The organism is Halosaccharopolyspora lacisalsi (assembly GCF_014137975.1).
GTDB classification, from domain to species: domain Bacteria; phylum Actinomycetota; class Actinomycetes; order Mycobacteriales; family Pseudonocardiaceae; genus Halosaccharopolyspora; species Halosaccharopolyspora lacisalsi.
Genome location: NZ_JACGWZ010000004.1, coordinates 390767 through 414201, shown reverse-complemented (window position 1 = coordinate 414201; position 23435 = coordinate 390767). Strand labels below are relative to the sequence as shown.

19 protein-coding genes are annotated in these 23435 nt (G+C 68.6%); 13 read left to right on the top strand and 6 right to left on the bottom strand.

The features are described from left to right. Positions 1-42 precede the first annotated feature (42 nt). The 6 genes from FHX42_RS16085 (at position 43) to FHX42_RS16060 (ending at position 6094) form a co-directional block, all read left to right on the top strand. Positions 43-966, top strand: coding sequence for a LysR family transcriptional regulator (locus FHX42_RS16085; RefSeq protein ID WP_182545188.1), 924 nt, complete (start codon positions 43-45; stop codon positions 964-966). A gap of 139 nt (positions 967-1105) precedes the next feature. After that, a complete protein-coding gene (locus FHX42_RS16080; RefSeq protein WP_182545187.1) occupies positions 1106-2317 on the top strand; it encodes a CaiB/BaiF CoA transferase family protein in 1212 nt (403 codons plus the stop codon). Continuing rightward, complete coding sequence (locus FHX42_RS16075; RefSeq protein ID WP_182545186.1) at positions 2317-3108, top strand: crotonase/enoyl-CoA hydratase family protein; 792 nt, start codon at positions 2317-2319, stop codon at positions 3106-3108. Before FHX42_RS16080 ends, FHX42_RS16075 begins: the two co-directional genes overlap by 1 nt. A gap of 12 nt (positions 3109-3120) precedes the next feature. After that, positions 3121-3861, top strand: a complete 741-nt coding sequence (locus FHX42_RS16070) for an acetoacetate decarboxylase (RefSeq protein WP_182545185.1) — start codon at positions 3121-3123, stop codon at positions 3859-3861. Between the two features lie 13 nt (positions 3862-3874). Continuing rightward, a complete protein-coding gene (locus FHX42_RS16065; protein ID WP_182545184.1) occupies positions 3875-4828 on the top strand; it encodes a 3-hydroxyacyl-CoA dehydrogenase NAD-binding domain-containing protein in 954 nt (317 codons plus the stop codon). An 81-nt stretch (positions 4829-4909) separates the two neighbouring features. Next, complete coding sequence (locus FHX42_RS16060; protein WP_182545183.1) at positions 4910-6094, top strand: acyl-CoA dehydrogenase family protein; 1185 nt, start codon at positions 4910-4912, stop codon at positions 6092-6094. Positions 6095-6207: 113 nt separating this feature from the next. Here the strand turns inward: FHX42_RS16060 and FHX42_RS16055 are convergent, their stop codons facing one another. Further along, complete coding sequence (locus FHX42_RS16055; protein ID WP_182545182.1) at positions 6208-7587, bottom strand: FAD-binding oxidoreductase; 1380 nt, start codon at positions 7585-7587, stop codon at positions 6208-6210. 88 nt (positions 7588-7675) lie between these two features. Between FHX42_RS16055 and FHX42_RS16050 the strand changes: the two genes are divergently transcribed. After that, positions 7676-8638, top strand: a complete 963-nt coding sequence (locus FHX42_RS16050; protein WP_182545333.1) for a helix-turn-helix transcriptional regulator — start codon at positions 7676-7678, stop codon at positions 8636-8638. A gap of 52 nt (positions 8639-8690) precedes the next feature. Here FHX42_RS16050 and uvrB read toward each other — a convergent pair whose 3' ends face one another. Beyond that, complete coding sequence (gene uvrB / locus FHX42_RS16045) at positions 8691-10853, bottom strand: excinuclease ABC subunit UvrB (RefSeq protein ID WP_328796230.1); 2163 nt, start codon at positions 10851-10853, stop codon at positions 8691-8693. Positions 10854-10945: 92 nt separating this feature from the next. Between uvrB and FHX42_RS16040 the strand changes: the two genes are divergently transcribed. Together FHX42_RS16040 and FHX42_RS16035 are read left to right on the top strand one after the other, a co-directional pair. Next, a complete protein-coding gene (locus FHX42_RS16040; protein ID WP_182545180.1) occupies positions 10946-11494 on the top strand; it encodes a DUF402 domain-containing protein in 549 nt (182 codons plus the stop codon). 149 nt (positions 11495-11643) lie between these two features. Beyond that, complete coding sequence (locus FHX42_RS16035; RefSeq protein ID WP_182545179.1) at positions 11644-12150, top strand: DUF402 domain-containing protein; 507 nt, start codon at positions 11644-11646, stop codon at positions 12148-12150. Here FHX42_RS16035 and coaE read toward each other — a convergent pair whose 3' ends face one another. Both coaE and rpsA read right to left on the bottom strand, forming a co-directional pair. Next, complete coding sequence (gene coaE, locus FHX42_RS16030) at positions 12151-13350, bottom strand: dephospho-CoA kinase (protein ID WP_182545178.1); 1200 nt, start codon at positions 13348-13350, stop codon at positions 12151-12153. It lies immediately after the preceding gene. Between the two features lie 244 nt (positions 13351-13594). Beyond that, the gene (gene rpsA / locus FHX42_RS16025) at positions 13595-15139 is read right to left on the bottom strand and encodes a 30S ribosomal protein S1 (RefSeq protein WP_182545177.1); all 1545 of its coding nucleotides are present in this window, start codon (positions 15137-15139) and stop codon (positions 13595-13597) included. A 357-nt stretch (positions 15140-15496) separates the two neighbouring features. On the opposite strand from rpsA, the gene FHX42_RS16020 reads away from it, so the two are divergent. Genes FHX42_RS16020 through FHX42_RS16005 form a run of 4 tightly spaced genes read left to right on the top strand, consistent with a single transcriptional unit; the run spans position 15497 to position 20123 of the window. Continuing rightward, entirely contained in the window at positions 15497-16399 is a 903-nt protein-coding gene (locus FHX42_RS16020) for a class I SAM-dependent methyltransferase (protein ID WP_182545176.1), read from the top strand. Further along, complete coding sequence (locus tag FHX42_RS16015; RefSeq protein ID WP_182545175.1) at positions 16396-17343, top strand: GNAT family N-acetyltransferase; 948 nt, start codon at positions 16396-16398, stop codon at positions 17341-17343. Before FHX42_RS16020 ends, FHX42_RS16015 begins: the two co-directional genes overlap by 4 nt. Before the next feature lie 48 nt (positions 17344-17391). Further along, positions 17392-18063, top strand: coding sequence for a hypothetical protein (locus FHX42_RS16010; RefSeq protein WP_182545174.1), 672 nt, complete (start codon positions 17392-17394; stop codon positions 18061-18063). Further along, a complete protein-coding gene (locus tag FHX42_RS16005; RefSeq protein ID WP_182545173.1) occupies positions 18060-20123 on the top strand; it encodes a YhgE/Pip domain-containing protein in 2064 nt (687 codons plus the stop codon). Before FHX42_RS16010 ends, FHX42_RS16005 begins: the two co-directional genes overlap by 4 nt. 42 nt (positions 20124-20165) lie before the next feature. On the opposite strand, the gene FHX42_RS16000 is transcribed toward FHX42_RS16005, so the two are convergent. Both FHX42_RS16000 and polA read right to left on the bottom strand, forming a co-directional pair. Further along, complete coding sequence (locus FHX42_RS16000) at positions 20166-20564, bottom strand: VOC family protein (protein WP_182545172.1); 399 nt, start codon at positions 20562-20564, stop codon at positions 20166-20168. A 178-nt stretch (positions 20565-20742) separates the two neighbouring features. Beyond that, complete coding sequence (polA, locus tag FHX42_RS15995; protein WP_182545332.1) at positions 20743-23433, bottom strand: DNA polymerase I; 2691 nt, start codon at positions 23431-23433, stop codon at positions 20743-20745. Between the last annotated feature and the right edge of the window lie 2 nt (positions 23434-23435).

Below are 23435 nucleotides of genomic sequence, written 5' to 3'. Positions count from 1 at the left end.
ATCGGGCGGGAAGGTCCGTACGGCCGGGTAACATCGTCCTGGATGGAAATGTTCCACCTGCGCTACTTCGTGGCCGTGGCCGAGAACCTCAGCTTCTCCCGGGCAGCACGCCAGTTGCACATGGCCACGTCGCCACTGAGCCAGCGCGTGCGGGACCTCGAACGGGAGCTGCGAACGACGCTGTTCGAGCGTGACTCCCACCGCGTGAGCCTGACTTCGGCGGGGGCTGCGCTGCTTCCCATCGCCAAGGACGTGCTCGGGCGCTTCGACGACATTCCCTGGCAGCTGCACCGGGTGACCCACACCGAGCGCAGCACGGTGTTCATCGGCATCCCTCCCGGCCTGCACTCCCGCGCGCGGGAGGGGCTCACGGAGCTGGAGCGGCGTTGCGCCGAGAGCTACGAGGTCAAGCACTGGCCCGGCAGAACCAACGAACTCGTGCAGGCCGTCGGGCGGGGCGATCTCGGGATGGCCGCGGTTCACCTCCCGGTGCACACCCCCGGTCTGTCGGTGCTGGAAGTGATGCGGGAACCGCTGGGCGCGGTGCTGCCCCGCCGGGAGTTCGCCGACCACACCTCGGTCTCGCTGACCGAACTGGTCGATTACGCCTACGTCGTGCCCGCCCCCGGCACGGCCCCGGTTTATTTCGAACAGCTCGAAATGCGACTCGACGCGGCGGGAATCAAGAAAAGAATCCACCCCAACACGGGAGATTACGCGGGAACCAGCGAGCTCGTGGCGAATGGTTCGGCGTTCGCCATCTCCATGCTCGACCCCGAAAGCGGTATGCACAAATATCGCACCGATTCACAGGTGGTGCTGCCTTTCAACGACTTCTCCCCGGTCCTGTCCACGGGCCTCGTCTGGCGCCATGATCGCGCGGAGCAAGGCTGCGACCTGCATGAACTTGCCAGTACGGCCAATCTGGCATTTCAGGAACCGATCGACGAAACAGTCAAGCGCTGAGACCTGGGACAACGGCGTGACCACTGCGGTCACGCCGTTGTTCGCGAATCGGTGTCACAGATCGTTTGAAGACCACCCCGTACGGTCGTACTGTCGTTTGTGAGGCTAAATAAAGCAACGCACCACGACAGGAGAGGCGATGTCGGATCCATCCGAGACCGTGACGCCGAACACCGCGAAAGCCGGAAACGGGCCGCTGGCCGGTGTCCGGGTGATCGATATGGCCACCGTGGTCATGGGACCCTACGCCGCCCAGATCCTGGGTGACCTCGGCGCGGACGTCATCAGGATCGAGTCCCCGCGCGACAGCGCACGCAACGGCTCGACGCACCGCACACCGGGCATGACCTCGCTGCACCTCAACGTCAACCGCAACAAGCGCAGCGTCGACCTCAACCTCAAGGACGAGACGGAGCACGCGCGCGCCCTGGAACTGATCGACACCGCCGACGTGCTCATCACCAACATGCGGGTGGGCGCGCTGCAACGGCTGCACATGGACCACGAGAGCCTCGCCGAACGCAACCCGAAGCTGGTCTACACCCACGCCCAGGGCTTCCGCGCCGACTCCGACCGCGCCCAGCTCGCCGCCTACGACGAGACCGTGCAAGCCGCTTCGGGCATGATCGACATGGCGCGGCGCGCCGGTGACATCGGTGTTCCGGCGGTGCTTCCCAGCATCTTCGCCGACAAGATCACCGCACAGACCATCGCCTACTCCACGATGGCCGCCCTGCTGCACCAGCGCACGAGCGGTCAGGGTCAGCTCGTCGAAGTACCGATGGCCGACACCCTGCTGGCGTTCAACATGGTCGAGCACCTGCAGGGCCAGAGCTTCGAGCCTCCGATGGGACCGACCGGTTTCCCGAACTCGTTCAACGAGGGGCATCGGGCACGTCCCACCAAGGACGGCCTGGCCATGATCATTCCTTACACCCCGCAGAACTTCCGCGACCTGTTCGCCGCGGCGGAAAGGCCCGACCTGGCCGAGGACCCCCGCATCAACGCCGAGACCATCGACGCCAGGAACGACGGCGAGGACCTCGCCCGCTTGATCGAGTCCGTCACACCGCAGCTGACCACCGACGAGTGGATCGAGGTGTGCACCAAGCACAGCATCCCGGTGGCCCCGGTGCTCAAGCTCGAGGAGGCCGTCGACGACCCCTACGTCCGCGAGGGACACCTGCTGGACGTGGCCGACCACCCCAGCGAGGGCGCCTACCGCGCGATCGGCGTGCCCATGGAGTTCTCCGCCACTCCCGCCTCGATCCGCAAGCACGCACCGGTGCCCGGCCAGGACACCACGCAGGTGCTCTCCGAGCTCGACTCCGAAACGGGAGGTGACCGGTGATGGCCGGCACCGAGAACACCGAGGGCACCGCCGCGGCGGTGCGCACCGAGCGCCACGACGGCACCCTCCTCATCACCGTCGACCGGCCGAAGGCCCGCAACGCCGTCAACGCGGAGGTGGCCGCGGGTATCGCCGCCGCCGTCGACGAGCTCGACGCCGATCCGGCGCTGCGGGCGGGGGTGCTCACCGGAGCGGGAGGCACCTTCAGCGCCGGCATGGACCTCAAGGCCGCGGGCCGTGGCGAGTCGGCCCACGTCGAGGGCGGGGGATTCGCCGGGCTGACCGAAGCCGCCGTGGACAAACCCCTGATCGCGGCCGTCGAGGGCTTCGCCATGGGCGGAGGTTTCGAGCTGGCACTGGCCTGCGACGTGGTGGTCGCGGCCGGAGGGGCGACGTTCGCGTTGCCCGAGGTCAAACGCGGGCTGATCGCCGGTGGCGGTGGAGCCGTGCGACTTCCCAAGCGGATCCCGCACCACCTGGCGATGGAGCTGCTGCTGACCGGCCGCTCCATCGAAGCCGAGCGAGCCCGCGAGCTCGGGGTGGTCAACCGGGTGGTCGCCGACGGTACGGCGGTCACGGCGGCGCTGGAACTGGCCACCGAGATCTCGCGGAACGCGCCCCTGGCGTTGGCCGCCGTCAAAAGGATCGTCCGCCGGGCCGACGGTGCCCCGGAGTCCGAGGCGTTCTCCGCGCAACGCGGCGAGATCCACGCGCTGATGGGCTCCGAGGACTTCGCGGAAGGGGCCCGCGCGTTCACCGAGCGCCGCAGCCCGAACTGGTCCGCGCGCTGAACGAGGAGAGCCATGAAATCACAGCAGGTCAGGCAGGCGCTGACCACACCACTGAGCAGCCCCGCCTACGCCGCCAGTGTTCCCCGGTTCACCGACCGGGAGTACCTCAACATCGTCTACCGCACCGACCACGACGCCCTGCGCGCGGTCGTGCCGGAGCCGCTGGAGATCGACGATCCGCTGGTGCGCTTCGAGGTCATGCGGATGAACGACGTGAGCTCATTCGGCCCCTACACTGAGACGGGGCAGGCGATCCCGGTACGCTTCGGTGCCGAGCGGGGCGAGTACCTGCACGCCATGTACCTGGACAACTTCCCCGCCACGGCCTCCGGACGGGAACTCAGCGCCTACCCGAAGGTGCTCGGCTCACCCGAGCTGAGCGTCGACCAGGCCGCTCTCGTGGGCACTCTCGACTACGGCCGTCAGCGGGTGGCCACGGCCACGATGGGCTACAAGCACCAGCCGCTCGACCCGGAACGGGCCGAGGCGCAGATCACCGTGCCGACCTACATGCTCAAGATCGTCCCCGGGTACGACCGGAGCCCGCGGGTCTGCGAGCTGGTCCGCACCGAGATCACCGACATCACCGTCAAGCAGGCCTGGACCGGCCCGGCGCGGTTGCAGCTGTTCGAACACGTGCTGGCACCGCTGGCCGACCTGCCGGTGCGCGAGATCGTCTCGGCCAGCCACGTGCTGACGGATCTGACTCTCGGACCGGTCAGCCCGATCCACGACTACCTGGCCGAGCGCTGAAGGGAGCATCGCCATGAACGAGTCCCGCTATGACACGGCCGCCGTCGTGGGTGCGGGCACGATCGGTCTGGCGTGGGCGGCGCTGTTCTCCGCGCGCGGGATGCGGGTACGTCTGAACGACCCGCGTGCGGACCTGGAGCGGAGCCTGCGCGAGGCGATGCCGGCACTCGCCGAGAGCCTGCCGGAAGGCGGCACCGCCGACGACCTGCTGAGCAGGATCGAAGTCACCCCGGAGCTGTCCGAAGCCGTGCGGGATGCCGACCTGGTGCAGGAGAACGGCCCGGAACGGGTGGAGTTCAAGCGGCGACTGTTCGCCGAGATCGCTCGTGCCGCACCCCGGGACGCCGTGTTGGCCACGTCCAGTTCCGGCATCGTGGCTTCGGACATCGCCGCGGAGCTGTCGGACGACGTCGCCGCGCGGCTGCTCGTCGCGCACCCGTTCAACCCGCCGCAGGTGGTGCCGCTGGTCGAGATCGTTCCCGGCCGCCGCACCTCGGAGCGGGTGACCACCGACGCGCTGGAGTTCTACCGCCGACTGGGCAAGACCCCGGTGCGACTGCACGCCGAAACCTCCGGTTTCGTGGCCAACCGGCTGCAAAGCGCCGTCATGCAGGAGTCCATCAGCCTCGTCCTGCGGGGCGTGGTCAGCGCCGAGGAACTGGACACGGTGATGAAGTCCTCGCTGGGCAACCGGTGGGCGACGGTGGGGCCGTTCGAGAGCTTCCACCTCGGCGGCGGCCCCGGCGGGATCCGGCACATGATCGAACACCTCGGTCACGGCATGGCCCAGCGGTGGTCCGATCTCGGCCGTCCGGCACTGAGCAGCGACAACATCGAGGTCATCGCCGAGCAGACCGAGCACGCCTACGGCACCGGAGCCGAGTCCTACCGCGCCCGCAGCGAAGCCCGCGACCGCAAGCAACTCGCCCTCACCGAGGCGATCCGGCACGCCGCCGACCGGTCCTGACCCCACGACTCGGTTCTCGGGCGGTTTCTTCCCGGCGGCGCCGGCCGCCGCACCACTCTTCCCACGAAACAGGTGATCACCATGGCCAAGCAGGCCAAGACCAACCCCGACTTCTTCGGCTTCGAGGAGTTGCTCACCGATGCCGAACGAGACGAACTCACCGAGATCCGCGATTTCCTGCAGCGCGAGATCAAACCGCTGGCCAACGAGGCCTGGGACAAGGCCGAGTTCCCCTTCGAGTCCATCGACAAGTTCGCCAAGCTCGGCATCGCCGGCTTCCAGTACCCCGAGTACGGGGACGGCCGTGCCCGGCGTCCGCTGTTCAACGGTTTCCTGAGCATCGAGCTCAACAAGGTCGACCCGTCGCTGGCCGTGGCCTCCGGCGTGCACACCGGCCTGGCCATGGGCAGCATCTACGGTGGCGGTGACCAGCAGCAGCGTGACCGCTGGATGCCCGACATGGTCGCGTGGAACAAGATCGGCGCCTTCGGGCTGACCGAACCCGAGGGTGGCTCCGACGTCGCCGGCGGAATGCGCACCACGGCTCGTCGCGACAGTGACGAGTGGGTGCTCAACGGCGCTAAGCGCTGGATCGGCAACGGCACCTTCGCCGACCTGGTGGTCGTGTGGGCGCGTGACGAGGCCGACGGCAACGTCAAGGGCTTCGTGGTCGAGAAGGGCACGCCCGGGTTCACCGCGAGCAAGATCGAAGGCAAGATCGCGCTGCGCTCGGTGCAGAACGCCGACCTCACGCTGGAGAACGTGCGGGTCCCGGAAGCCAACCGGCTGCAGAACATCGACAGCTTCCGCGACACGGCCAAGGTGCTGGCCAAGACGCGTGGCAACGTCGCCTGGCAGGCCCTGGGCGTGGCCATCCGCGCCTACGAGCTCGCCCGCGAGTACGCGGTCACCCGCGAGCAGTTCGGCAAGCCCATCGGTTCCTTCCAGATGATCCAGGACCTGCTGGTCAAGATGCTGGGCGACATCACCGCCATGTTCGGCATGGTCACGCGACTGGCGCAGAAGATGGAGGAGGGCGGTGCCGGTGCCGATCAGGCCGCACTGGCCAAGAGCTTCACCACCACCCGGATGCGCGAGGTGGTGTCCTGGGCACGCGAGCTGTTCGGCGGCAACGGGATCGTGCTCGACTACGAGGTGGCGAAGTTCTTCGCCGACGCCGAAGCCGTCTACTCCTTCGAGGGCAGCCGCGAGATGAACACGCTCATCGTCGGCAAGGCCATCACCGGCCACAGCGCCTTCGTCTGAGGGCCTTTCGCGTGAGCGCCTTCGCGTGAGGCCGATCCAGCCCCGGAAACCACCGGGTTCGCTTCCCCGAGAGGCGACCCGGCGATTTCCGGTTCGAACGGAGTCGGCGTGGTTCACACGCCGTTCGGTGGGATCGCGTGGTTGCAGCGGAAGAGCATCCGCGGATCGTGCAGGGCCTTGAGCTCGGTGAGCCGCCGGTAGTCAGCGGGGTCGAAGGCACTGCGCACCCGCTCCGCGTCCAGCGGCCCGAAACTGAAGTTGAGCGAGCACCCGATTCCGGTGAACGGTGCGAGAGCGTCACGGTGCACGGCATCGACGGCGCTCTCCTCGCCCGGCTGCACCGGGGAAAGCACGCCCAAGGAGTACGCGGCCTCCCGACGGCCGACGGCACTGGCGACCTGCGGTGGCCGTGAGAGCGCACCGCCGAGGTGGCGCGATCCGACCACGCACATCGCCGGTGCCGAAGGGCCGGCCTGCCGCGGCAACGTGGCCAGCGCCCGCGGATCGAGGTCGGGCAGCAGCAGATTTCGCGACCGATAGGCATGGGGCTGATCGGGTTCTTCGAACACCGCTCCCGAATCGGAGTAGGGAAGCTCGCGCACCGTGTCACGCAGGCACGGTGTGAGCGCACGCAGCGGTTCCACCAACTGCCGCCCCTCCTGCTCGGGACCGGAATAGCAGACCTGAAGCTGAGCCACGTGCCGCCCGCGCAGTTCCTCCGGCACCGCCGGCCCGGCCGGGAACGGCAGCATCGACACCGCCGAGGTCATCTCCTCCGGGACACCGAGCGTCCAGCGGCGCCACTCCTCCAGCACCTCGGGCAGCTGCTCGACGTCGAAGTACAAGCCGCCACCGTAGAGGCTCGCCACGGGCACGAGCTCGATCTCCACACCGGTGACGACGCCGAAGTTGCCACCTCCCCCGCGCAGTGCCCAGAACAGATCGGCGTCGCCGTCCGCGGTCACCCGGTGCAGCCGCCCGTCGGCCGTGACCAGGTCGACGCGACGCACGTGATCGGCGGCGAAACCGTAGCGCCGGGCCAACAGCCCCACGCCCCCGCCCAGGACGTAGGAAACCGCTCCGAGCCCCGGCAGGCTTCCGGACAGCGGGGCCAGCCCGTGCGGAGCCGCCTCCGCTATCACCTGCCGCCAGGTGGCACCTGCCTCGACCCACGCGGTGCGCTCCCGCGGCTTCACCCGCACTCCGGCCATGCGGTGGGTGCTGATCAGCACGCCGCCCTCCATCGGAGTGCTCAGTCCGTGACCGGTGTTCTGGACCGCCACGCGGGATCCCCCCGCGGATGCGAAGCGGACGGCGTCACGGACGTCCTGTTCGGTGGTCACTCCGGCGATCACGGCGGGCCGGTGCGCCGCCAGGCGTTGGAAGCCGGTCCGTTCCTCGTCGTAGCCGGTGGTGTCCGGGGTGCGTACCTCTCCGCTCGTGTGCTCGCTCAACGCGTCCACGGCGTTCGATTCCTGCGCTGCTTCCGTCATGCCACCACGCTAGGAATCCTTGCGGACACATCTCGTCCGCGATCAGTGGCAATCTGGCCCGGTGCACGAGGATTCGACGCGCGGGAACATGCCCGGACGGCTGCTTCGCCTGTTGTCCCTGTTGCAGAGCAGACGCGAGTGGTCCGGCAGCGAACTCGCCGAGCGGCTGGGCGTCACCGACCGAACAGTGCGCCGCGACATCGATCGGTTGCGCGCGTTGGACTATCCGGTTCGGGGCACCACCGGCACGGCGGGCGGTTATCAGCTGACCCTGGGCAGGAATCTGCCTCCGTTGCTGCTCGATGACGACGAGGCGATCGCGACGGCCGTCGGACTGGTGACGGCGGCCGACGGCAGGGTGCCCGGGATCGAGGAGAGCTCGATGCGGGCGCTGGCGAAGTTGGAACACATGCTGCCGACACGGCTACGCCCCAGACTGAGCGCCCTGACCGGCGCCACCGCCGCCGTGGAACGGCATCCCGCGGCACCTCGCGTGGATCCCACCGTGCTGGCCGTGCTCGCCTCGTGCTGCCGTGATCGGGAAGTCCTCGCCTTCGACTATCGCGGCCGGTCCGGCGAGGCCGGCGCACGCCGCGTGGAACCGCACAGCCTCGTCACCGTCCGGGGCCACTGGTATTTGCTCGCCCACGACCCGGACCGGTCGGACTGGCGCACCTTCCGCGTCGACAGGATCGAGACCCCCACCCCCACGCGTCGCTCCTTCCCTCCGCGCGAGCTGCCCGCCCCGGACGCGGCCACCTACCTCACCCGCTCCTTCGCGAGCGCGTCGTACCGCTACACGGTGTGGGTCACCGTGCGCCTGCCCGCGGAGGAGGTGCGAACCCGCCTGCTCGCACCGGTCCCCGGCGACATCGACGACCGCGGTCCCGAGGAGTGCCTCGTCCGGATCAGCGCGGACTCCGCGGACCTGGTGACCCAGTACGTCGCCGCGACAGCGGCACTCGACGCCGAAATCACCATCGACGCCCCGGCGGAGATCAGTCATCGGGTGCGGCACGCCGGACGCCGACTCGGACCACGGGACCCGTAATCGGCCGGGTCGTCACCGAGGGCCTGGCGTTCACCTCGGCCGGCACGGCCCGTCACTCGATACCGGCCTCGTCCATGCCGCGCAGCTCCTTCTTGAGGTCGTTGATCTCGTCGCGCAGGCGGGCGGCGAGCTCGAACTGCAGCTCGCGAGCCGCGTTCATCATCTGGTCGTTGAGCTGCTGCACGAGGCCGGCGAGCTCGGCGCGGGGCATCGACTTGGTGTCGCGGCCTTCCACCACGCCCGAACTCGCCTGCGCCGCGGCCTCCCCGGTCGGCTTCTTGCCCCGCGACGCGGTGCGCCCGGAACCGGTGGGCTGCACGGTCTCCTCGGTGTCCTCGGACTCGGTGTAGACCCGATCGAGGATGTCGGCGACCTGCTTGCGCAGCGGCTTCGGATCGATGCCGTGTTCGGTGTTGTAGGCGATCTGCTTCTCACGCCTGCGGTTGGTCTCGTCGATCGCCCGCCGCATCGAGTCGGTCACCGCGTCGGCGTACATGTGCACCTGGCCGGAGACGTTGCGCGCCGCACGACCGATGGTCTGGATCAGGCTGGTACCCGAACGCAGGAACCCCTCCTTGTCGGCGTCCAGGATGGAGACCAGGGAGACCTCGGGAAGGTCCAGCCCCTCGCGCAACAGGTTGATACCGACCAGCACGTCGAACTCCCCCAACCGCAGCTGGCGCAGCAGCTCCACACGGCGCAGCGTGTCGACCTCGGAGTGCAGGTAACGCACCCGCACGCCCAGCTCCAGGAAGTAGTCGGTGAGGTCCTCGGCCATCTTCTTGGTCAGCGTCGTGACCAGCACCCGCTCGTCGCGGTCGGCGCGCTCCCGGATCTCGCCGACCAGGTCGTCGATCTGGCCCTCCGTGGGTTTGACCACCACCTCGGGATCGAGCAGCCCTGTCGGGCGGATGACCTGTTCGGTGAACTCTCCGCCGGAGCGTTCCACCTCGTAGGACCCGGGCGTGGCCGACAGGTACACCGTCTGGCCGATTCGGCTGCTGAACTCCTGCCAGGTCAGCGGGCGGTTGTCCAGGGCGCTCGGCAACCGGAAACCGTGCTCGACCAGCGTCCGCTTCCGGGAGGCGTCACCCTCGTACATGCCGCCGATCTGCGGGACCGTCACGTGGGATTCGTCGATGACCAGCAGGAAGTCCTCGGGGAAGTAGTCCAGCAGCGTCGCGGGCGCCGAACCGGCCTCACGTCCGTCGATGTGGCGCGAGTAGTTCTCGATGCCCGAGCAGAAGCCGACTTGGCGCATCATCTCGATGTCGTACTCGGTGCGCATCCGCAGCCGTTGGGCTTCCAGCACCTTGTTCTGCTTCTCCATCCTGGCGAGCTGGTCATCCAGCTCGGCCCGGATGTCGCTGATCGCCCGCTCCATCCGATCCGGCCCGGCCACGTAGTGCGTCGCCGGGAAGATGCGCAGTTCGGAAACCTCGCGCACGGTGTCGCCGGTCAGCGGGTGCAGGTAGTACAACCGGTCGACCTCGTCGCCGAAGAACTCCACCCGTACCGCCAGCTCCTCGTAGGCCGGGATGATCTCGACGGTGTCCCCGCGCACGCGGAAGGTGCCGCGCTGGAAGGCGATGTCGTTGCGCTGGTACTGCACGTCGACCAGGGCGCGCAGGAACACGTCCCGGTCCACCTCGCCCCCGACCTTCAGCTCGATGGCGAGGTCCAGGTACGACTGCGGCGTACCGAGTCCGTAGATGCACGAGACCGACGAGACCACGACGCAGTCGCGGCGACTGAGCAGGTTCGAGGTCGCCGAGTGGCGAAGGCGCTCCACGTCCTCGTTGACCGAGGAGTCCTTCTCGATGAAGGTGTCGGTCTGCGGAACGTAGGCCTCGGGCTGGTAGTAGTCGTAGTAGCTGACGAAGTACTCCACGGCGTTTTCCGGGAAGAACCCGCGCAGTTCGTTGGCGATCTGGGCGGCCAGGGTCTTGTTCGGCTCCAGCACCAGCGTCGGCCGCTGGATGCGTTCGATCAACCAGGCCGTGGTGGCCGACTTGCCGGTACCGGTGGCGCCGAGCAGAACCACGTTGCCCTCACCTGCGTTGATCCGCCGCTCCAGGTCGGCGATCGCCTCGGGCTGGTCTCCCGCCGGCTCGTAGTCGCTGACCACCCGGAAGCGACCGTCCGATCGCGGGATGTCGCCGACCGGCCGGAACTCGGATTGGGCCAGCACGGGGTACTCAGTCGCGAATGCCACGCCTCCCAGGGTACGAGGCCGCACCGACACCGTGCCGCCAACGTCGTCGTCAACCCCTACTCGGACGGCCGTTTCCGACATAGAGTGTCGTCGTGACGACGCAGCGCGAGATCGCCGACCAACTCGGACTGCCCATTCACCCACCCAAGGTGGAACTGTTCGACCTCGGACCGCGTACCAACACCGACTCCAAACAACACGTGCGCGCCGTGGACGAGTACCGGGTGGAGCCGTTCGGGCTGTACATGGCAAGACCCCTGGTCGACCACCCGCGCGCCTCCTACGTGGAGTCGTGGCTGTTGCCCTCGCTGGGCATCCGCGTCACCGACTGGTGGTGGCATCCCGGCCAGGAGCGCGACCAGGACTTCTACCTCGACATCGCCACCATCGAACCCGGCGCGGCGCGGTGGCGCAGTCTCGACCTCTACCTCGACATCGTCGTGGTCACCGGCAGCCACGCCGACGTCCTGGACATCGACGAGTTCCTGACCGCCCTGCGGGCGAGCCTGCTCGACGACACGACCGCCCAACAGGCCATGACGACCACGCACATCACGCTGGACGGGCTGGCCCGGCACGACTACGACCTGTCCGGGTGGTTGGCCGAGAAGGACATCGAGCTGTCCTGGCGGCCACGTTGAACACCTCGTGACCCCCGGAACGGAGCAACCGCCGAACGGAGCAATCCGGTGAACAACACCGAATCGATACGCGAACACAGCAAAAAAGTTGTCCAACAGAAGTCCACTGTTGATCACTTCCGGTCCGATAAGCGTTACTCTCCGAGACTGTGAGCACGGTGATCGCAGCCCAACCGGTTGAAGTTGTCGACGTATTCAGCGCACAGCGCCACCTCCCGTCCGGCGCGACCCAACAGCTGGACGACTGTCATCTCGAAAAGTGGGGCCTGTCCCTCAAGTGCCCCACGCCGCAGGACCCCGCCCACGACAGTGAGATCACGTGGTTGTTGCCCGAACTGGGCGTGCGGCTGACGCAGTACCGGCCACGAAGCAGGCACGCCCGGCGGGAGGGCAGTCTGGTCACGGCGGCTCGTATCGAACCGAACACCCGATCGTGGACCACCACCGATCTGCTGCTCGGTCTCGAAATCCCCGAAGGAGGAACCACACGCGTCATCCACTCCGAGGACTTCGCCGCCGCCGTGTCGGGCGGGGCGATCCGCCTCAGCGAGGCCGACTACGCGCTCCGGACGGTGTTGCGGACCTTCGACGAGATCAGGCTGCACCGGGACCTCAACCAGTGGCTCGCTCACCGGGGCGTCTTCGAACCGTGGTGATCACACCTCGGGCGGCTGCCACCCCGTCTCCCGGGCCCACTGCTCGGCGAGTGGAAGCGCTTCGCAGAACCAGGGGTTCTTGGCCTCCGCGTAGCGGTCGGCCCTGGCGTCGGAAACGAACCGTGCCGCCGTTTCCCGCTTGAGCCTCTCGTACTCGGCTCGGGCCCGCGGATCGGCTCGCAGCCACGCAGGGAACAGCAGCCCGTAACGCCAGTTCGCGCGCCCCGCCACGCGCACGTGCAGGTTCGCGAAACGTTCCGGATCCGCCGAGACGTGGAACCGCTTGATCCACTCGTGAGGGCCCGAAGCATCGGGTCTGGGGTGATCGACGTCGATGTCGGGCCGGACGGGAAAGCCCGCGTCGGAGAGCGGCTGTTCCAGCGCGTCGGCGTCCTCCATGCTGCGCACGGTGAGCTGGAAGTCGAGGAGGTCCCTGGCCGCCAGATCGGGAACCGAGGTCGAACCGATGTGGTCGACCCGCAGCGCTCGTTCGCCCGCCGCCTTGCTCAGCCGGGCCGCGAGTCGTGCGGCCTGCCGGGGCCAGTCCGGGTCGTGCTCCACGATACGGGCGGGACCGCGGTTCGGGAGCTGCCGCAGCCGCACGTTGGACTCGAACGGGACCAGGCGCCGCGTCCACAACCGGTCGACCTCGGCGCGGAGATCGTCCGCGGGGCCGCTGTTGTCCAACCACACGTCGGCGGCCTCGCGCCGTCGTTGCTCACTGGCCTGGGACCGAATCCTGGCCCGCGCGTCGGACTCGCCGAGCCCGCGCTCGACCAAACGCCGCACCCGAAGCTCCTCGTCGGCGTCGACGATGACGACCAGGTGGTAGTCGGCCGCGTAGCCGAGCTCCACGAGCAGCGGGATGTCGTGAACGACGATCGCGTCCTCGGGCGCCGCGGCCATCAGATCCGCCGTACGCCGGGCGATGCGCGGATGCACGATCCCGTTGAGCTCGGTACGGGCCGAGTCGTCGGCGAACACCCGCTCGGCCATCGCCGACCTGTTGAGCGCACCGTGCTCGTCGAGGACGCCCTCACCGAACCGTTCGACGACCGCTGCGAGCCCGTCGCTGCCGGGAGCCACCACCTCGCGGGCGATCACGTCCGCATCGATGAGGACGGCTCCGTGCTCGACCCACCGCCGCGCGACCGTGGACTTGCCCGAGCCGATGCCGCCGCTGAGACCTATACGCAACATTCGCCCCATCCTGCCAGGACGAAGCGGGGCTGTGGCGAAGACGGCGCCGTCGTCGGGCTTCCCCGGGTCGCCTCGGCCACGGGCCCCCGCTGCGAGACGGCCGCCCGCCGCATCACCGGCCCTGAGTCGGCGGGGCCCGGCACAGCCAGCCCGAAACCGCGAAATCACCCGGCCGAACGCACGACGGCGGCCCGTGTCCACGTGGACACGGGCCGCCGTCAGCTAGCTTTCAGCGAGGTATCGCTCACGCACCGCCGGAGAGCTTCTCACGGAGCGCGGCCAGCTGGGCATCGCTGGCCATGGAGCCGCCCTGCTGCTCCTCCTCCTGCGGCTGCTGCTGCTCCTGGGGAGCACTGCTGCCGCCGCCCGAGGTGTAGTCGCCGCCGCCGGTCTCCTGCTCCGGCTCGCCACCACCGGCCGCGCTCTGCGCGGCGGCCTCGGCGTCGGCCTCGGCAGCCTTGGCGACCTGATTCATGTGCTGCTCGTAACGAGCCATCGCCTCGGAGTACTGACGCTCCCACTCCTCGCGGGCCGCCTCGTAGCCCTCCTGCCACTCCTGGGTCTCCGGGTCGAAGCCCTCGGGGTAGATGTAGTTGCCCTGCTCGTCGTACTCGGCGGCCATGCCGTACTGAGTCGGGTCGAACTCGGAGTCCGGGGTGAAGCCCTCGTTGGCCTGCTTCAGCGACAGCGAGATACGGCGACGCTCCAGGTCGATGTCGATGACCTTGACCATGACGTCGTCGTTGACCTGAGCCACCTGCTCGGGGATGTCCACGTGCCGCTCGGCCAGCTCGGAGATGTGCACCAGGCCCTCGATGCCCTCCTCGACCCGGACGAAGGCACCGAAGGGAACCAGCTTGGTGACCTTGCCCGGCACGATCTGACCGATCGCGTGGGTCCGGGCGAACTGACGCCACGGGTCCTCCTGGGTCGCCTTCAGCGACAGCGACACCCGCTCACGGTCCATGTCCACGTCGAGCACCTCGACGGTGACTTCCTGACCGACCTCGACGACCTCGCTCGGGTGATCGATGTGCTTCCAGGAGAGCTCGGAGACGTGCACCAGGCCGTCGACCCCACCCAGGTCGACGAACGCGCCGAAGTTGACGATGGAGGACACGACACCCTTGCGGACCTGGCCCTTCTGCAGCTGGTTGAGGAACTCGCTGCGGACCGCGGACTGCGTCTGCTCCAGCCAGGCGCGGCGGGACAGGACCACGTTGTTGCGGTTCTTGTCCAGCTCGATGATCTTGGCCTCGAGCTCACGGCCGACGTAGGGCTGAAGGTCGCGCACGCGGCGCATCTCGACCAGGGAGGCGGGCAGGAACCCGCGCAGCCCGATGTCGAGGATGAGGCCACCCTTGACCACCTCGATGACGGTGCCGCGGACCGGCTCGTCCTTCTCCTTGAGTTCCTCGATGGTGCCCCAGGCGCGCTCGTACTGCGCGCGCTTCTTGGACAGGATCAGTCGGCCTTCCTTGTCCTCCTTCTGGAGAACGAGGGCCTCGACGAAATCGCCGACCTCCACGATGTCGGCGGGATCGACGTCATGCTTGATCGACAGCTCGCGCGAGGGGATGACACCCTCGGTCTTGTAGCCGATGTCAAGCAGCACCTCGTCCTTGTCGACCTTGACGATGGTGCCTTCGACGATATCGCCATCGTTGAAGTACTTGATGGTTTGGTCGACGGCGGCGAGGAAGTCCTCCTCCGTCCCGACGTCGTTCACTGCGACCTGCGGCTTCGTAGTAGCAGCGGCAGTCGGGACGGTGGTGGTGTCGGTGGACATCAGGTGGGTTGCTCCGGTACGGATAGGTCGGTCGTTGGATTTCCATTGTGCCGCACCCCGGGCCGCCCCCGCTGAGGCACCTCCCTCGAAAGCCGTCTCCGGCGAAGCCCCAGCCATGACGTATCCGGGACACATCCGGTACGTCCGGCAAGGCACTGGAGCCCGTACACGGTTGAAGCGGGTACGAGCAAAGCGGGCGAGATGCATGGACAGCGTAAAGACCCACGGCGCGAGCGATATCGTACTCGCTTTGTCGATCGCGCGGCAAACCCCACCCCACCGAAGCAGCACAGCGAACACGCCGCACAACGGGCCACCGAGCAACCACCCGGTACCCGCGGCCGAGAAGGGACGACGATGCACAGTTCCGACGCCGGCTCCTCCGAGCCCCCCACGCCCGGCGCCGCCGACAGCGAGGACCACAGCACGGCGGAGCGTGTCCTCGGCACGGCCGGAGTCGCCCACCGCACTCCCGGCAGTACCGAGTCGCGCACCGCGAGCAAGTTGTGGTGGGACGCCGACGCCGACGACTACCAGGCACAGCACGAGTCCTTCCTGGGACTGAGCGACTTCGTGTGGTGCCCGGAGGGGCTCCGCGAGGACGAGGCCGGGCTGCTGGGCACCGTCCGCGGCAAACGGGTCCTGGAGGTGGGCTGCGGCGCCGCCGCGTGCTCGCGTTGGCTCGCCCGAAACGGCGCGGAGGCGGTGGGGCTCGACATTTCCTCCGGCATGCTGGACCACGCCCGGTCCGGAGCGAGCCGCAGCGGAACCGAGGTCCCCCTGGTCCAGGCCAGCGCCGATCTGCTGCCCTTCGCCACGAACTCGTTCGACCTCGCCTGCTCGGCCTTCGGCGGGGTACCTTTCGTCGCCGATTCCGGCGCCGTGATGCGCGAGGTCGCGCGCGTGCTGCGCCCGGGCGGGCGGTGGATCTTCGCCGTGACGCACCCGATGCGGTGGATGTTCCCCGATGATCCCGGACCGGGAGGACTGACCGTGACCCAGTCCTACTTCGACCGCAGCCCCTACGTGGAGGTCGATGACACCGGTCGGGCCACCTATGTCGAACACCACCGCACTCTCGGCGACTACGTCGGCCAGCTCACCGGAGCGGGCCTGCGCCTGGTGGAGCTCGTCGAGCCCGAGTGGCCCGAGGGGCACACGGGAACGTGGGGACAGTGGAGCCCGCTGCGCGGCAAGTTCTTCCCGGGGACGGCCATCTTCGTCTGCGCGCTGGACTCGGCCCCCGAGGAGCGCCCGTGACGACCGCACAGGAACTGATGGACGTCCAGAGCGCTCGGCTGGCGACCCTGGACGAAGCGTTGCCGAGTTCCTACCTGCTGCCCCACCGGGGCGAGCCGCTGATGGCGAGGCTCGCCGACGGCACGGAGGTCGCGGGACTGATGGCGCACACCAGTCATCCGCCGGGCTCCCTGCAACGACTGTGGTCGGCCACCGAGAACTACGAACTGTTTCCGCTGCTCGGTGAGCACCCCCGCGCGGGAATGGACGCCCTGCTCGACTCCTGGCGCCGGCAGCTGTCCCAGCGCGAGATCACCGCCGCCGACTCCTCCGCCGTGGTGACCTGGCCGAGCCGGGACGTGGACGCCACCAGGGCGTTACTGGACCACGGGTTCGCTCCGCTGACGTGCCTGGCGGTACGCCCCGCAGCGCCCGCCAAATATACGAAACTGTCTGGTACCGTAAAAACGCGTCGCGCCGGTACGGACGATCTGGACGCCGTGGTCGAGCTCGCACTCGCCGAGTTGAACTACGCCGCCCTCGTCGGCGGGTCGGTGCTACGCGGCGACGCCGAAACGCTCAAGCGCAACGCCGCGCGAGTGCGCCTGCACACCACCGGCCGGACGGGGTCCGAACCGGTGTGGCTGGCCGAGCGCGACGGGGAACCGATCGGACTCGCCGAGTGCGGCTGGACCGACACCGAGACCCACCCCGGACAACACCGGCTCGCGAGCGGTCGGTGGGGCTACGTCAACTGCCTGTCGGTACGCGAGCAGGAACGGGGTACCGGCATCGGAAGTCTGCTGACGGCCCTGGCGCACGACGAGTTCGCGCGGGCCGGCGTCGTCGGCAGCTACCTGTACTACAACCCGGCCAACCCACTGTCCTCGGTCTTCTGGCCCCGCCAGGGGTACCGGCCGCTGTGGACCGTGTGGGAGATGCGACCGGCCACCGCCCTGCGTTGACGCTTCGCGGCCGGTGCTCCGGTCGCGAAGCGAGAAACGAGGGACGGCGTGGAGATCGTCGCTGAGGGAGTCGAGGCCACCGGTCCGCACGGGCCGCTGCTGAGACCTACGTCGTTGCGGGTCCGCTGCGGACAGCTCCTGCTCGTCAGCGGAGAACCCGGTCCGGAGCGCACGGCGTTGGCACTGGTGCTGTCCGGACGGCTCCGGCCCGGCAGGGGCACCGTGCGGCTCGACGGCCGCGCCGACGCGAGAGCCCTGCGGAGAACGGTCGCGATCGTGGACGCGCCGGGGGTCACCGAGCCGGAGGAAACGGTTCCGGTCCGAGACGTCGTGGCCGAGGGACTCGACATGGCCGGCAGGCGTTCGGGACGCGCGGCGGTCCGGAGATGGCTGAGCGAGCACGGACTCGAAGAGCATGCCGAGCACCGGTTCGAACACCTGCCCGTGCGGGAACGCGTCCGGATGACACCGGCGCTGGCCGTCGAGGACCGCCGAACGAGCGCTCTCGTCCTGGACTCCCCCGATCGTCACGGCGGCGATCCCGCCCACTGGTACGCCGCGGCGCTGCACCAGTCCGAACGGGGCCGCGCCGTCGTCGTCCTGTGCTCTCCGCATTCGGCCGAAAAGCTCGACGCCCCCGCCGCACGGATGGGGGACGACAACCGCGGGCACGACGACGCATCCACCATCCGGTCGGCCGCTGCCGAGGACGCATCATGACCGCGTTCCGGCTCGCGCGCACCGAGCTGCGTCGGCTCACCGCCGGACGACTGCCCAAACTCGCGTTGGTGGCCGTCACCCTGGTGCCGCTGCTCTACGGAGCGATGTACATCTACGCCAACTGGAATCCCTACGAGCAGCTGGACTCGGTCCCCGCGGCCGTCGTCGTCGCCGACCAGGGAGCTACCCGCGACGACGGCAGCAGGTTCGACGCCGGGACCAAGGTCTCCGCCGAACTCCGTGACTCCGACTCCTTCGAGTGGCACCGCGTCGACCGAGCCGAGGCCACTCGGGGCGTGTCCGCAGGGCACTACACCTTCGCCCTGGTCATCCCGAAGAACTTCTCGCAGGCCCTGCTCTCCCCCGGCGAATTCGACCCGCGCCGGGCTCGGCTGAGTCTGATCACCAACGACGCCAACAACTACCTCGCGGGCACCGTGGCCGACAAGGTCGTCGAGGAGGTGCGCAAGGCCGTCGCCGCCGATGCCGGCACCCGGGCCGCCGACCGGTTGCTGCTCGGCCTGAGCACCGTGCACGACAAGACGGTCGATGCGGCCCGCGGGGCCGACGAGCTCGCCGGCGGCACGGACAAGCTCGCCGAGGGCATCGATTCCGCCGAGCAGGGCTCCACGAAACTGGCCACGGGAGCTCATCGAATCCTCGACGCGCAGCAAAAGCTGCTCGACGGCACCACCGAACTCACCGAGGGCACCGAACGGCTGGATCAGGGCACCGCCCGGGTGCACGACGGTCTTCGACAGCTCCGGAACAAGACCGCCGAACTACCGGAGCAGACGGCCGCCCTGGCCGACGGTGCTGCGAAGGTGGCCGCGGGCAACGAACGACTGGCCGACAAGGCCACCGAGATCGGCGAACTGTCCCAGCGCATCGACGGCCACCTGGACGAGTCCCGGCAGCGCGTCGCCGAACGAATGCGCGGGCTCGGTATCGACGAGGAAACCGTGAACAAGGTGCTCGCGGGCCTGGACGAGGCCAACGAACCGATCACCGACGCCAACGGCGCGATCCAGCAGAAGGTCGGCGGGCTCCGCGAGCTCGCCGACGGTGCTCCCCGGGTGGCCGCCGGGGCCGCGAAGCTCGCAGAGGCCACTCCTGAGATGACCCGAGGGATCGACGAACTGGCCACCGGATCGGGACGAGCGGCGGCCGGAGCCGACGAGGCCCACGACGGTGCGATGCGGCTCCGAGACGGCCAACAGCGGGCGCTCGAAGGCGCTCGCGCGTTGGCCGACGGAGCCGATCGCCTGGAGAACGGGACCACGGAGCTCTCCCAGAAGTCCGGGAAGCTGGTCGAGGGATCACGCACGCTGGCCGACGAGCTCCGTCGGGGAGCCGGGGGCATCCCCAACCCCGACGAACCGACCCGCGAGGCCACCGCCGAGACCATCGCCAGCCCCGTCAAGATCGACAAGCAGGCCCAGGTCAGCGCGGGCACCTACGGTGCGGGACTGGCACCGTTCTTCCTGGGAATCGCCCTGTGGGTGGGCGGGTTCGTGCTGTTCCTGCTGATGCGACCCCTGTCCAACCGCGCCCTGGCCACCGGCGTCGCGTCGTGGCGCGTCGCCGTCGGTGGCTGGCTACCCGCGGCGATCGTCGGACTGGTCCAAGCGATCCTGCTCCACGTGATCGTGCTCTTCGGCGTGGGTGTGCAACCGGCCTCCCCCTGGTGGACGCTCGCCTTCCTCGCACTGACCTCGTTCGCGTTCACCGCCGTGGTCCACGCCCTCAACGCGGCCTTCGGGCCGAAGGGCAAGTTCATCGCCCTGGTGCTGCTGGTGCTCCAGCTGGTCACAGCGGGCGGAACCTTCCCGTGGCAGACCATTCCCGAGCCCCTGCACCCCCTGCATCAGCTGTTGCCGCTGAGCTACGTGGTGGACGGGCTGCGTCATCTCCTCTACTGCGGCGGGCTGGAGAGCCCTGCCCGAGCAGCCGGAGTGCTGCTGTGCTATCTCGTCGCCGGGCTGACGCTGAGCACCATCGCCGCGTGGCGGCAGCAGGTGTGGACGCCGAGTCGGCTGAAGCCCGAGCTCTCGCTGTAGCGGGATCGCGTGGGCGGTTTCGGGGGAAACCGCCCACCTCGGCTACTGCTCCGTCTCCTCGTCGTAGCGCGCGACCTCGATGAGATTGCCGTCCGGGTCCAGCAGGTACAACGAGGTGATCGAGCCGTCGGTTCCGGTACGACTGACCGGCCCCTCCTCGATGCGCACGTCGTTGGCCCGCAGATGCTCCTGCACCCGACTGATCGCGTCCGTGGTGACGAAGCACAGGTTCGCCGAGCCGGGAACCGGGTGCGTGGCGGTGGGCTCCACCAGTTCACTGGCCGCGTGAAGTTTGATCGTCTGATGCCCGAAGCGCACGGCACGGCGGTCACCGGGAAAAGTCACCACCTCCATCCCGAGGATCCGCCCGTAGAACTCCACTGCCCGATCGACATCGGCCACGGTAAGTACCAGGTGGTCGATTGTGTCGATACTGATCATGCTTCTCCTTGGGGTGGCCACATCGAGGCCACCTGCGGTCGAACTTCGAATTCACGGTTTTCGGACGGCCCGCGCACCGGTGGCGAACCCGGGCAGCCTATCCCCGCCGACACGGTCGTCGGTGAAGCGACCCGGCACCACGCGCCGTGGGCCGAAGCTCATCGGCTTCGGTCGTCGCTCAGTGCGCGGCAGTGTCCCAGGAAAGCCCCACGCCGACCGAGACCTCCAGTGGCACGTCCAGCTCGTGGGCCGCGCCCATGTGCTGACGCACCAGACGCTCCACCTCGTCACGCTCGCCCTCCGCGACTTCGAAAATCAACTCGTCGTGGACCTGCAGCAGCATCCGCGAACGCAGGCCCGCTGCTTCCAACCCCCGATACACGTCCAACATGGCGACCTTGATGATGTCGGCCGCACTGCCCTGGATCGGCGCGTTGAGCGCCATCCGCTCGGCCATCTCGCGGCGCTGCCGATTGTCACTCGTCAGGTCGGGCAGGTAACGACGCCGCCCCAGGATGGTCGAGGTGTAGCCGTCCCGGCGTGCCCGCTCGACGATCTCGTCCAGGTAGTCGCGCACCCGGCCGAAACGCGCGAAGTAGGCGTCCATCTGCTCCTTGGCCTCTTCGGCGGAAATGCGCAGCTGCTGAGCCAGGCCGTAGGCCGACAGCCCGTAGGCCAGACCGTAGGACATCGCCTTGACACGCCGCCGCAGCTCCTGGTCGACCTCGTCGATCGGAACGCCGAACGCCCTGGAGGCCACGTAGTTGTGCAGGTCCTCACCCGTGCGGAAGGCCTCGATCAACCCTTCGTCCCCGGACAGGTGCGCCATGATCCGCATCTCGATCTGGCTGTAGTCGGCGGTCAGGAGGCTCTCGTGGTCCTTGCCGACCACGAACACCTCCCGGATCTGGCGCCCCTCCTCGGTGCGGATCGGGATGTTCTGCAGGTTCGGTTCCGTCGAGGACAACCGCCCCGTGGCGGCGATGGTCTGGTTCAGGGTGGTGTGGATCCGCCCGTCCGGCGCGACCGCCTTGACCAGCCCCTCCACGGTGGTCTTGAGCTTCGTGGCGTCCCGGTGCTCCAGCAGGTGCCGCAGGAAGGGGTGCTCGGTCTTGTCGTAGAGCCCCTGCAGGGCCTCAGCATCGGTGGTGTAGCCCGTTTTCGTGCGCTTGGTCTTGGGCATGCCCAGCTCGTCGAACAGCACCGTCTGAAGCTGCTTGGGCGAGCCCAGGTTGATCTCCTTGCCGATGACGGCGTAGGCCTCCCCCGCCGCCTGCCTGACCCGCTCGGTGAAGTGGTTCCCGAGCTCGGAGAGCCGATCGGCGTCGACGGCGATCCCGGCCGCCTCCAGTTCGGCGAGCACCTGAAGCAGCGGCAACTCCAGGTCGCTCAGCAGTCGGGCGCTGTCGATACGCCGCAGCGCGGTGTCCAACGCGTCGGCCAGTTCCGCCACCGCCCTGGCCCGCACGAGCTCGGCCGCGGCGGCGTCGGCCTTGACCTGCTCCTCGTCCTCGAGCAGGGACAACTGGGCACCGCCGGACTCCTGATCGGTGCGCAGCTCGCGCTGCAGGTACCGCACCACCAGATCGGGGAGGTCGAAGGAACGCTGGCCGGGACGGACCAGGTAGGCGGCCAGCGCCGTGTCGCTGGTCAGGCCCGCCAGCGTCCAGCCCCGCTCACGCAGGGCGTGAATCGGTCCCTTGACGTCGTGCGCCGCCTTCGGCGCCGAAGGATCGGACAGCCAGGCCGCCAGCGCCCGGTCGTCGGCGTCGGTGAGAGCGGTGACGTCGACGAAGCCCCCCTGGCCGGAGGCGTTGACCAGGGCGATACCGCTCAGATCGCCACCACCCTGCCCCCAGCTCCCGGTGAAGGAGAGCCCGGTGCGGGCGCCGTCGCGGGCATGAGCATCGAGCCAGTCGGCCAGCTCTCCCGGCCCGATCAGCCCTCCCGTGACCTCGAACCCCTGCTCGACCTCGGGTTCGGCGCTGGACAGGCTCGCGAACAGGCGGTCGCGCAGCACGCGGAACTCCAGGTCGTCGAACAGCCGGTGCACGGCGTCGCGATCCCACTGCCGCAGCGCCAGCTCCTCCGGCTCCATCCCGATCGCGACATCGGTCACCAACTCGGTGAGCTCGCGATTGCGCAGTACCTGGGCTACGTGCTCCCGCAGCGAGTTGCCCGCCTTGCCCCTGACCTCGTCGACCCGGTCGACGAGCTCCCCCAACGAGCCGAACTGCTGGATCCACTTGGTGATGGTCTTCTCCCCCACCCCGTGGATGCTGGGCAGGTTGTCGGAGGGGTCCCCCCGCAGTGCCGCGAAGTCCGGATACTGCACGGGGGTCAGGCCGTACTTGTCCTCCACGGCCCGCGGCGTGAAGCGCGTCATCTCCGAAACGCCCTTGCTGGGGTACAGGACGGTGACGTTGTCGTCGACCAGCTGGAGCGCGTCCCGGTCGCCCGTACAGACGGAGACGGCGAAACCCTCGGCCTCCGCCTTTTTCGTCAGAGTCGCGATGACGTCGTCCGCCTCGTAGTTGTCCCTGCTCAACGCCGGGATGTTCAACGCGGCCAGTACCTCCTGGATGAGGCTGACCTGGCCGCGGAACTCCTCCGGCGTCGCGCTGCGGTTGGCCTTGTACTCGGGATACGTTTCCGAGCGGAACGTCTTGCGCGAGACGTCGAAGGCCACGGCGAGATGACTGGGCTGCTCGTCGCGAAGCAGGTTGATCAACATCGAAGTGAAGCCGTACACGGCGTTGGTGTGCTGTCCCGTGCCCGTCTGGAAGTTCTCCTTGGGCAGGGCGTAGAACGCGCGGTAGGCCATCGAATGGCCATCGATCAGCAGCAGACGTCGGTCCTCGGAAGCCATCA